9 protein-coding genes and 1 riboswitch are annotated in these 10,644 nt (G+C 71.5%); of the genes, 8 read left to right on the top strand and 1 reads right to left on the bottom strand.

Annotation, left to right across the window (positions count from 1 at the left end; all coding sequences use genetic code 11):
- The 7 genes from AC5LSR_RS00170 to AC5LSR_RS00140 form a co-directional block, all read left to right on the top strand.
- The coding region (locus AC5LSR_RS00170; RefSeq protein WP_493468043.1) for a hypothetical protein at positions 1-1,375 on the top strand (1,375 nt) is incomplete at its 5' end.
- A gap of 158 nt (positions 1,376-1,533) precedes the next feature.
- Complete coding sequence (locus AC5LSR_RS00165; protein ID WP_493468042.1) at positions 1,534-1,980, top strand: NfeD family protein; 447 nt, start codon at positions 1,534-1,536, stop codon at positions 1,978-1,980.
- A 26-nt stretch (positions 1,981-2,006) separates the two neighbouring features.
- On the top strand, positions 2,007-2,909 hold the full coding sequence (locus tag AC5LSR_RS00160; RefSeq protein WP_250280509.1) for an SPFH domain-containing protein: 903 nt from the start codon (positions 2,007-2,009) through the stop codon (positions 2,907-2,909).
- A gap of 270 nt (positions 2,910-3,179) precedes the next feature.
- Complete coding sequence (tkt, locus tag AC5LSR_RS00155) at positions 3,180-5,276, top strand: transketolase (protein WP_250280506.1); 2,097 nt, start codon at positions 3,180-3,182, stop codon at positions 5,274-5,276.
- Positions 5,277-5,603: 327 nt separating this feature from the next.
- The gene (locus AC5LSR_RS00150) at positions 5,604-6,038 is read left to right on the top strand and encodes a cold-shock protein (RefSeq protein ID WP_493468041.1); all 435 of its coding nucleotides are present in this window, start codon (positions 5,604-5,606) and stop codon (positions 6,036-6,038) included.
- Between the two features lie 549 nt (positions 6,039-6,587).
- Positions 6,588-6,753, top strand: a riboswitch (cyclic di-AMP (ydaO/yuaA leader).
- 2 nt (positions 6,754-6,755) lie between these two features.
- Complete coding sequence (locus tag AC5LSR_RS00145; RefSeq protein ID WP_493468040.1) at positions 6,756-7,496, top strand: C40 family peptidase; 741 nt, start codon at positions 6,756-6,758, stop codon at positions 7,494-7,496.
- 397 nt (positions 7,497-7,893) lie between these two features.
- On the top strand, positions 7,894-8,682 hold the full coding sequence (locus AC5LSR_RS00140; RefSeq protein WP_250280500.1) for a peptidoglycan-binding protein: 789 nt from the start codon (positions 7,894-7,896) through the stop codon (positions 8,680-8,682).
- A gap of 298 nt (positions 8,683-8,980) precedes the next feature.
- Here the strand turns inward: AC5LSR_RS00140 and AC5LSR_RS00135 are convergent, their stop codons facing one another.
- Positions 8,981-9,940, bottom strand: a complete 960-nt coding sequence (locus AC5LSR_RS00135; RefSeq protein WP_250280497.1) for a S1C family serine protease — start codon at positions 9,938-9,940, stop codon at positions 8,981-8,983.
- A gap of 332 nt (positions 9,941-10,272) precedes the next feature.
- Here AC5LSR_RS00135 and AC5LSR_RS00130 point away from each other — a divergent pair, with 332 nt between their 5' ends.
- Positions 10,273-10,617 carry a metallopeptidase family protein gene (locus AC5LSR_RS00130; RefSeq protein WP_493464313.1) on the top strand — a complete coding sequence of 115 codons (345 nt, stop codon included), beginning with the start codon at positions 10,273-10,275 and terminating at the stop codon, positions 10,615-10,617.
- The last annotated feature ends 27 nt before the right edge of the window (positions 10,618-10,644 follow it).

Here is a 10,644-nt window from a genome sequence, read left to right as displayed (position 1 = left end):
CCCGCAGACCCCGACGGCCCCGCAGACCCCGGACAGGTTCACCGTGCTGACCATCGGCACCCTGGTGCCCGAGGACTGGGTGGTCACGGCTGGCGTCGTCCGGCCCTGCTGCCTGCCGCCGGGCGGCCGGGCAGCGATGATCGGTGCCGAAGCCCCGGGCGGTGACGAGCTGGCCCGCGCACCGGGCGACGATGAGCCGCAGCTCATCGCGACGTCGGCGTTGGCCCAGGTCATGCCCGTTTCGGGCGGATGCCGGTACGAACTGACGTTCACGGCCTCGGCCTCGGCCGCGGGCGCGGCCGCCGAGCTGCACTGGCGCGCGGCCGGCTGCACGGTCGAGCGCACGGACGAGGTGCCGATCCGGGAGCGGCCCACGGATGAGGCCGCGGCCGGGCTCACGACAACGGTGGCGCGCTCCGGCGAGGATCCGGCGGTCGGGGTACAGCCGCGGCTGCGGACACATCACGCCGTCCTGACCTCCCCCGCCGGCGCCGAACAGGTGGAACTGCGGTTGCGGGCGCCGGCCGGAGTGGTGGCAGCGGTGGACCAGGTCTCGTTGCGCGCCACCGAGAGTGTGCTGACCAACGCGGACCTGATGTTCGATGACGACGTGCTGGTCGGCTGGGAGCTCAGCCCACCGGCTCCGGCCGGGTTCGACGCCACCTCCGCGGCGGATCATCTGAGCCTGGTCAACGGCGCGGCGGTCGTGGTGACGCTCGCGCAGCGGGCGAGCGTGCAGGCCGGCCGCCCGTACCGGCTCCTGATCGACGCGGCGGCTCCGGCCGGCGCCGCCGCGGTGCCGTCGGCGGAGGTTGTCTGGTCGGCGGCCGGGAGCCCGACCGGGGCGGTACTGTCGGTGCCGCTGCCGTCCTCGGCGGCCGTCCCACAGGTCAGGATCGGTACGGCCCCTCCCGGCGCGGACGCGGCGCAGGTGCGCGTCGTCCTGCCTGCGGGGTCCGTGCTAGGGCTGCGCCGGGTGACGTTGGAGGCCGTCATGGTCACCGAGGTACCCGTCACGTTCATCGCTGCCTCGCCCGGTGAGCTGACGGTGACGAACTGGCAGGTGGCCTACGACATCGACGAGACCCCCCGGCTGCCGCCACCGCCCGCTGGCGGGCTGTGCCTGCCCGGCCGCCCGGAACCGGTGCCCGGCGAGAGCCCGGCGGGCGCCGGCTACTGCGTCACCTGCCAGGGAGAGCACGAGCTGCTCGGCCCCGAGCCCACCGTGACCGCGTCGGGCGCGGCCTCCACCCGCTTCAGCTGTGCCAACTGCGGCTCGCGGGTGGTGCTCCCCGGCACGCACGGCATTCCCGTGCCGCCCAGCGGGCCGTTACGGGTCGGCGGGCCACCCACCCCACCCCGCCGGCCGGGGTGAGGCCCCCCGGGTCCGGTGGCGGCCCTGAAGCCAGGATGCGTCCTGGCGGAAGGAGACGTGCTTGGTCGTGCCGGCACCGAGAAGTACCCGCGGGAGCCGCGGGAGCCGGGTGTCGGCTGGATGCCAGCCCTTACGCCCTGGGCCGGATCGTGGATAGCATGATGGTCATGCCGCCGTGGCTGTGGTGGTTGGTGATCGCAGGCGTTCTTGGCGTGGGCGAGATGCTTACCCTTGCCCTCATTCTCGGGATGACCGCGCTCGCGGCCCTGGTGGCGGGCGCGGCCGCCGGGGCCGGCGGCCCGCTGCCCATCCAGCTTGTCGCGTTCGCCGCCACCTCCGTGGTGCTGTTGCTCGGGCTGCGGCCGGTCGCGCGCCGTCACCTGCACCAGGCGCCGGCCGTCGCGACCGGTACCGACGCGCTGATCGGCATGACCGGTGTCGTCCTTGAGCCCGTTAACGGTGACGGTGACGGCCGGGTCAGGATTCGCGGTGAGATATGGTCGGCCCGCGCGACGATCGACGGTCAGGTCCTTGAACCGGGCACGAGCGTGCGCGTGCTGCGCATCGACGGCGCCACGGCCATCGTCCACCCCGCGCAGCTGTAGCGGGCCTTGGGACCGGGGAGGCGTCGATGACCGGGCTGATCGCCACCGCGGTCGTTCTGCTGGTGCTGCTGGTTTTTCTCAGCCGGGCGGTGCGGGTTGTGCCGCAGGCCCGGGCGGTCGTGGTCGAGCGGCTGGGCCGGTACCACCGGACCCTCACCCCGGGCCTGGCCCTCGTCATCCCCGTCGTGGACCGGATCCGTGAACGCGTCGACCTGCGCGAGCAGGTGGTGACCTTCCCGCCGCAGCCGGTGATCACCGAGGACAACCTCGTCGTGGGCATCGACACGGTGATCTACTTCCAGGTCACCGACCCGCGCGCGTCCACCTACGAGATCGCCGACGTCATCAGCGCGATCGAGCAGCTCACTGTCACGACGCTGCGCAACGTGATCGGTAGTCTGAACCTGGAGCAGACCCTGACCTCCCGTGATGAGATCAACACCAGGCTGCGCGGTGTGCTCGACGAGGCGACCGGCAAGTGGGGCATCCGGGTCAACCGGGTGGAGCTCAAGGCCATCGACCCGCCGGCGTCGATCCAGGACTCGATGGAGAAGCAGATGCGCGCCGAGCGGGACCGCCGGGCGGCGATCCTGTCGGCGGAGGGCGTCAAGCAGAGCGAGATCCTGCGCGCCGAGGGTGAGAAACAGGCCGCGATCCTGCGCGCCGAGGGAGAGCGGCAGGCGAAGATCCTCGCCGCGCAGGGCGAGGCGGAGGCCATCACCACGGTGTTCCGGGCGATCCATGCCGGCAACGCCGACCAGAAACTGCTCGCCTACCAGTACTTGCAGACCCTGCCGCGCATCGCCGCGGGCGAGGCGAACAAGGTCTGGATCGTCCCCAGCGAGCTGACCAGGGCGTTCGGGGGCCTCGCCGCCTTCGGTGGCCTCGCCGACGGGCCGGACCACACGGCCGGCGGGCAGCCTCGCTGACAGCTTCCCGCCCGGTCCCCCGCGTCTGCGTCTCCGTCCGCGCGGACGTACCCGCGTGTACGTACGGTCACCGTAGTGACGCCGTCGGCCGGTACGTTCTCTCCTGACATCGGAGCCGGGAAACGAGAGCGCGGGAGCAAGGCCACAGCGGCGCCCGCACGGCCCCGACGCCCACCGGAGATCCGTCACCGCTGGATACGATCTAGGGCGTGGACCCGCAAGCGCCTGCGACGGACGTTGTGGGCGTCCTATCCGACACAAAGGATGTACATGACGCCCACCGAACAGCCGGCCATCACCGACACGGACGATCTGTGCGTCGCGACGATCCGCACACTGTGTATGGACGCGGTGCAGGCCGCGAACTCCGGGCACCCGGGCACCCCGATGGCCATGGCACCGGTGACCTACACGCTGTGGCAGGAGTTCCTGCGCTTCGACCCCGACGATCCCTCCTGGCCGAACCGGGACAGGTTCGTGCTGTCGGCGGGGCACGCGTCGGCGTTGCTGTACGCGATGCTGCACCTGGCCGGTGTCCGGGCGGTCGGCCCCACCTATGAGACGCCCGGCGGGCCGGCGGTCACCCTCGACGACATCAGACGCTTCCGCCAGCTGGACGGGAAGTGCCCCGGCCACCCGGAGTACCGCTGGACGTCCGGGGTGGAGGCGACCACCGGGCCGCTGGGCACGGGCGCGGCGACGGCGGTGGGCATGGCCATCGCCGGGCGCTGGCTGGCGGCGCGCTTCAACCGGCCCGGCTTCGACGTGTTCGACCACGACGTGTACGCGCTGTGCGGTGACGGCGACCTGATGGAGGGGGTCGCGGCCGAGGCGGCGTCGCTGGCCGGCCACCTGGGGCTGGCCAACCTGTGCTGGATCTACGACAACAACCACATCAGCATCGAGGGCGGCACCGACCTGGCGTTCACCGAGGACGTGGCCACCCGGTTCATCGCCTACGGCTGGAACGTCACCCGGGTCGGTGACGCCAACGACCGCACGGCCCTGGGCCGCGCCTTCGAGACGTTCCGCCGCGAGCCGCACCGCCCGACCCTGATCATCGTCGACAGCCAGATCGCCTTCGGCGCCCCGACCAAGCAGGGCACCGCCGCCGCGCACGGGGAGCCGCTGGGGGAGGAGGAGATCCGGGCGACGAAGCGGTTCTACAACTGGCCGCCGGAGGCCCGCTTCCTCGTCCCCGACGGGGTGTACGAGCACTTCGCCGCCGGTGTCGGCAAGCGGGGCCGGGCCGAGCGGGACAGCTGGCTGGCCCTGCTCGGCCGCTACCGGGAGGCACATCCCGATCTCGCCGGCCAGCTCGACCTGCTGTGGGGCGGGCAGCTGCCCGACGGCTGGGACGCCGACATCCCCGTCTTCCCCGCCGACGGCAAGGGCCTGGCCACCCGGGACTCCTCCGGGAAGGTCCTCAACGCCGTCGCTGCCCGGGTGCCCTGGCTGGTCGGCGGCTCCGCCGATCTCGCCCCGTCGACGAAGACCCGGCTGACCGTCGACGGCGCCGGGGACTTCCAGGCCGCCAGCCCGGGTGGGCGCAACCTGCACTTCGGCGTCCGCGAGCACGCGTCGGCCGCGGTGGCCAACGGGCTGTCCCTGTCCGGGCTGCGGCCGCTGTGGTCGACCTTTCTGATCTTCTCCGACTTCGCCCGCGGCGCCCTGCGGCTGTCCGCGCTGATGGAGCTGCCGGTCATCCACGTGTTCACCCATGACTCCATCGGGGTCGGGGAGGACGGGCCGACGCACCAGCCGGTCGAGCAGCTCGCCTCGCTGCGGGCCGTCCCCGGCCTGCTGGTGATCCGCCCCTGTGACGCGGGCGAGGTCGCGCAGGCGTGGCGGGTGGTGATGGGCCTGGAGCAGGAGCCGGCCGCGCTCGTCCTGAGCCGGCAGGCGCTGCCGACGCTGGACCGGGCCCGCTACGCCGACGCCGCCGGGCTCGCCCGCGGCGGCTACGTGCTGGCCGACCCCGCCGACGGCGACCCCGAGGTGATCCTGATCGGTACCGGCAGCGAGGTGCACCTGGCCCTGGCCGCCCATGAGGAGCTGGCCGCGCAGGGGGTGCGCGCCCGGGTGGTCAGCCTGCCGTCCTGGGAGCTGTTCGAGCGGCAGCCCGCGCGGTACCGCGAGCAGGTGCTGCCGCCGGCGGTCCGCGCGCGGGTCGTGGTCGAGCAGGCCGCCACGCTCGGCTGGGAACGGTACGCCGGCCCGGACGGGGTGATCATCGGGATGCGGACCTTCGGCGCGTCCGCCCCGCTGCGGGACCTGCAGACCAGATTCGGTTTCACCCCGCGGGCGGTGGTCGACGCCGCCAGGCAGAGCCTGGCCGCCGTCCACGCCGCCGGTGACCCGGCGTAGACCGTAAGGACACGGATCCGCGGCTTGTGACCATGACGTCGACGGCCGGCTGGCCCCCGGGGCGCTTCCGGGGGCCGGCCGGCCGGTCAGCTGGTCAGCTGGTCGGCCGTTCCGCCCCGGTGTATCCGCGCTCGTTCCCCATCGGCCGCTGTCGGTCGTTCCGCGCTCCGGGTGTCGGGCTTGACCTGGGTAGGCGTACCTGAGACGGTGAGCAGGTCCTGCGGTCGCGCGAGCGGTCCTGGGGCTTGGTTGTACACAGGTTCGTCTGGTGTGCAGTTCACTTGGTACAGGGCTGGTTGGCACAGAGGTTGTACAGGGGCAGATGTGGTGGGTACTGGTAGAATTCTGCGTTTCGACGGGGTTCGCGGCTACGGTTTCATAGCGCCCGATGCCGGTGGCGACGACGTTTTCATGCACGCAAACGATCTTCAGGACGAGAAGCACCTGTTCCAGCCCGGAACGCTGGTGGAGTTCGAGGCGGAGGAGAGTGACAGGGGCCCGAAGGCCTCGGTCGTCCGTCTGATCCGCCGGGCTCCGGCCCGTCCGGCGCCCGTGTATCCGGTGGTCTCCCCAGGTGTGGTCAACGGGCGTTCGAGCGCCGACGACGACGACATGTGCGACGTCCTCACCGTCGGGGAGTTCCGGCATCTGCTGACCGAGACGCTCATCGAATCGGTGCCGACCCTGACCGGCGGCCAGATAAGCCAGATACGGCAGCGACTGACCACCCTCGCGCAGGCGCGCGGCTGGGTCGAGTCCTGACCGACGCCGCTCCGCCCGGGGCCCTGCCTGGCCCGGGGCGGACCGGCGGCCCCGCTGGTGCCCGGGCGTCACTGATGCCCGGACGCTGCGCCGTCCGCGCTGGCCATGCCGCCGGCCGCGGCGTGCGCACGTCCGGGTTCGTGGCGTTGCTTCGGCGGTCCGTGGGCCCACCCGGGCGATCCACTGCGCCCGACAGCGCAAACGCTGTTTCGGGCAGTGCAAATGCTGTGCCCGACAGTGCAAATGCTGTGCCCGACAGCGAAACACAACGGTGGAAAAAATGTTGTTGCCGGTCCGCATCGGCCGTTTCACGATACGCGCTGGTTAACCATGGGAGCGGTGTGTAGCGCCATCACGCTGCGGCCAGCTCGTACCGTCCCGGCAGCCATCCTGGGACGGCCCGCGTAAATGATGCGTACGGTGAGTGTTGTGCGCCGACATGCCGAGAAAACCGCCGCTTGCGGTTACCAAAAGTAGTTCGCTACGTTGGCCGGGCTCTCAACGGCACCGGACCGCACGCCGAGTTCTGTCCACGGTCCGGTGTCTTCCGACTAGCGATCGCCAGGACAGAAGCGGGGGACCCACCTTTCCGCCGGACGTCGCCACCACGGTGGCCGTCCTTGGGGTGAAGTCGGCCGCGCAGGTATCCGCGCGTCGACCGGGCTTCCCGGCCCGAACCCGACAGCTAACCTCGCAGGCGTATGGGAAGGATCATCGTTGCCTGCACACCAGGTGAATTCAGGTCCGGCTGCCGTAGGTCATCCCAGTCCCAGTTCCAGGCGCGGTCGTCATCGCGCGCCCACGACCCGCTCCGCCCTCGGCCGGATATCGGCACGTACCGCGGTTGCCGCCGCGGCCACCGGTACCGTCGCCCTCTCCGGGCTGGCCGCACCGGCCCTGGCGAACGACCGTGGCGCGGGCACGGGCGGGACGGGGTGGACCGACGCCGCCACGGCCGGCACGACCACCGCGGCCGGCACGACCGCTGCCCGGCCCGCTACCTTCACGATCACCCCGGCCGTCTGGTCGGCGGCCTCGTCGCCGGCCGCCGCCGCGGGCGTGCGCACGCTGTCGGCGCAGCCGGTGAGTTTCTCGACGTCCACCAGTGGTTTCGGGGCGAAACTCGTCTATCTGGCGTCGAAGCAGGCCGGAAAGCCGTACGTGTGGGGTGCCGAGGGGCCCCGGGCGTTCGACTGCTCCGGCCTCGTCCAGTACATCTACAAGCAGCTCGGCCGCAGCGTCCCGCGGACGGCCAACGCGCAGTACAACGCCTCCCAGAAGATATCGAAGAATGCCCGGCAGCCCGGTGACCTCATTTTCTTCGGCCGGCCGGGCGGCATCCACCACGTAGGGATCTACGCCGGGAACGGGATGATGTGGGCCGCCCCGCACACCGGGGCCGTGGTCCGGCTCCAGAAGGTCTACACCGGCAGCCATCTGGTCGGCCGTATCAGGTGACCCGCCCGCCCGGGCCGGGCTGGCGGCCACGGGGTGTTCGGGTGCCCCGGGCGGACAGCGCGGGCAACAGCCGGCGGCCGCCGCGAAAATTTCTCCCGGCCACTGCCGGGTAACTGTTCCTGGAGCCCCGGGCAGGTCCGGCGCGGGTCCCGCGCCGGATATCCAGAAAATTCCGGCCGGAGCGCACGGTGCTTCTCCCGGAGCGCTCCGGAAATGACCGGGAAATTTTCTGGACGAATGCGGTCGACGGCCTGCGCCCCGGTCTGCCCGACGTGTTCCAGTCGATCAGGCGCGCTGGGAAGAGCAAACCGTCGGCTGCTCGAAGGAAATGCTGTCCTGGCGCCGCCAGTGAATTTGACGAGCCATTTCGACGATACTTTTGGATGAGAAACTGATCATGTCCAGGGGAAGACACAGAAAACCCGGCCGGTGCAACGGCGCGGCATTGGTGGGCACCGTCGGGCTCATCGGGACGACGGCCGGAATGATGCTGACCGCGGCCCCGGCCAGCGCGGCCGGGCCGTCCGGGCCCGCCGTCGTCGCCGACACGGCCATCGCCCGTGTCGCCGCGAACGCGGGGCTGCCCAGCTGCCGAGGGGTGCCGCTGGGCACCTGGGTGGCGGTGGCGCTCGCGGAGTCCGGTGGCAACGCCAGGGCGCGTAACGCGCACGGTGAGGACTCCCGCGGGCTCTGGCAGATCAACGCGCGGGTCCACACGGGCTGGCTGGCGGGCCGGAACCTGTACGACCCGGCCACCAACGCGTGGGCGGCGAAGAAGGTGTGCGACAGTCAGGGCGTGCGTGCCTGGAGCGCCTACACCAACGGTTCCTACCGCCGTCATCTGGCGCGGGGGAACGCCGCCGCGGCAGCGGCGAAAGCCAGCCCGGCGAGCATGTCGACAACGCGGTCGAGCGCCCCTGTCCCGCCCGTCAGCGGGATCAGCTACATCACCCGGAACTGTTCGCTGCCAGCGTCCACGGCAACCGTGAGAAACGGCAGCAAAATGCGTACCGAGGTGGCCGCGGTACAGCGGCGGCTGACCGGTATCGGATATCCTCTCACCGTCGACGGGATATTCGGCCCGCAGACCACCAGGGTGGTCAAGGAATACCAGCGGCGGCACGGCCTCGCGGCCGACGGAACAGTCGGCGCCCGCACCTACGCCCAGCTGTTCCCGTGCGGCTGACGGCTGGGTGCCACTGACGGCCCTGGGTGCCTCCCCCTCCCTCGGGCACCCGGGGCGCCACCGTCCGCGGGCGGCCACCGTCCCCGCCTGGGCGGGCCGGTGGCCGGCGGCCGCCCGCGGACGTTCGCCCACCAGGCCGCGACCGGCGTGAGTCTGTTGTCGTGTATGTTCATGTTTTCTGGCCGTATCAGCGCATTCTGGCTGTATTGGCGCATGCTGGCAGCATCAGTACATTCTGGCTGTATAGGCGCATTTTTGCCATATCGGCGTACACCGCGACAAACTCGTGCCGATCTTCTCAGGTGAGTGCCAGTTCCTGCGGGACGACGATGACGTCGACGAGCGCGCCGCGCCGCCACACCGTCAGTTCGAGCGGGCGGCCGATGGTGTCCTCCGTCATCAGCCGTTGCAGATCCCCCGGGGTGGCGACCGGCTGCCCGGCGACGGAGAGCACCAGGTCGTCGGCGAACAGGCCGGCGCGACCGGCCGGGCTGCCCGCGACGACCTCGGCCAGCCGCACCCCGTGCCGCCGGCCGGACCGCTCGGCCAGGTGTGGCGGCAGCGGTGCCCGGGTGCTGGCGACCCCCAGGTAGGCGCGCCGTACCCGGCCGTCGCGCATGAGCGCGGCGAGGATGCGGCGGGTGGTGGCGTTGACCGGGACGGCGAGCCCGAGCCCGATCCCGGCGACGGCGGTGTTCACCCCGACGACGTGGCAGTCGGCGGTGACCAGCGCGCCGCCGGAATTGCCCGGGTTGAGCGCGGCGTCCGTCTGGATCACTTCGTCGATGACGCGGACGGTGGCGCCGGCCCGGGTGGGCAGGGAGCGGCCGAGTGCGCTGACGACCCCCGCGGTGACGCTGCCGGTCAGGCCCAGCGGGCTGCCCACCGCGACGACGAGCTGACCGACGGAGAGCGTGTCGGCGTCGCCGAGCGCCGCCGGGGCCGGCGTGCCGCTACGGGCCCGCAGCACCGCGAGGTCGGAGAGCGGATCGGCGCCGATCACGTCCACTTCGCTGTGGGTGCCGTCGGCGAACTCGGCCATGCCCGCCGCGCCGCCGCCGGTCTGCCGTCCCGCGCGCCTCGGTCCGCTGTCGACGACGTGGGCGGAGGTGAGCAGGAAGCCGTCATCGGTGAAGACCACGGCGGATCCGGCTCCCTCGCCACGCGGCGTCCGTACCCGCAGGCTCGCGACAGCGGGGGAGACGGTGGCGGCGACTCGGGTGACGACCTGTGAGTAGGCATCGAGCGGATCCTGCATCCCGGCCTCCTGTCCCGCTTACATAATTACATCATGAGAAGCAGTGGACGCCGGACAATGTTCCCCGGGCGTCCGCCGGACGTCCTCCTGGACGTCCCCCTGGAGCGCCGGTCAGGTAGCGCGGAGCCCATCCACGACCACCCGCACAGGCCATGATCCAGAAGAGTTTGTCGTTGTGTACGCTTTTTGGCCGTAAAAGCGTACACAACGACAAAATTACGCCGATCTTCTCCGGCGGCCGACGTCCATCCAGGCCTGTTCATTCCCCGTGCCGGTGCCCGGCGGTATGGCGGCGCCGCGCCGGGACGGCGTCTGAAGGTAGGTTCACCGACGTGGTCGAGGTGTCCAGGCAGCGCTTCGAGGCCCTGGTGGCCGAGGCGCTGGACAGCCTGCCACCGCAGCTCGGCCGTCAGATGTCCAACATCGCGGTCGTTGTCGAGGACGAGCCGCCGTCGCCGGGGCTGCTGGGGCTCTACGAGGGGGTACCGCTGACGCAGCGGGGCGACTGGTACAGCGGGGTGCTGCCGGACCGGATCACGATCTACCGGCGGTCGATCTGCGACCTGGGCCGGACCGAGGAACAGGTCGTCGGGCAGGTACGGGTGACCGTCATCCACGAGGTGGCCCATCACTTCGGCATCGACGACGGGCGGCTCGCCGAGCTCGGCTGGGGATAGGACCCGCCGGCGGCCACCGCGGCCCCA

It is taken from the genome of Protofrankia sp. CiP1_Cm_nod4 (assembly GCF_982290645.1).
This window is presented reverse-complemented; position numbering and strand designations above follow the sequence as displayed.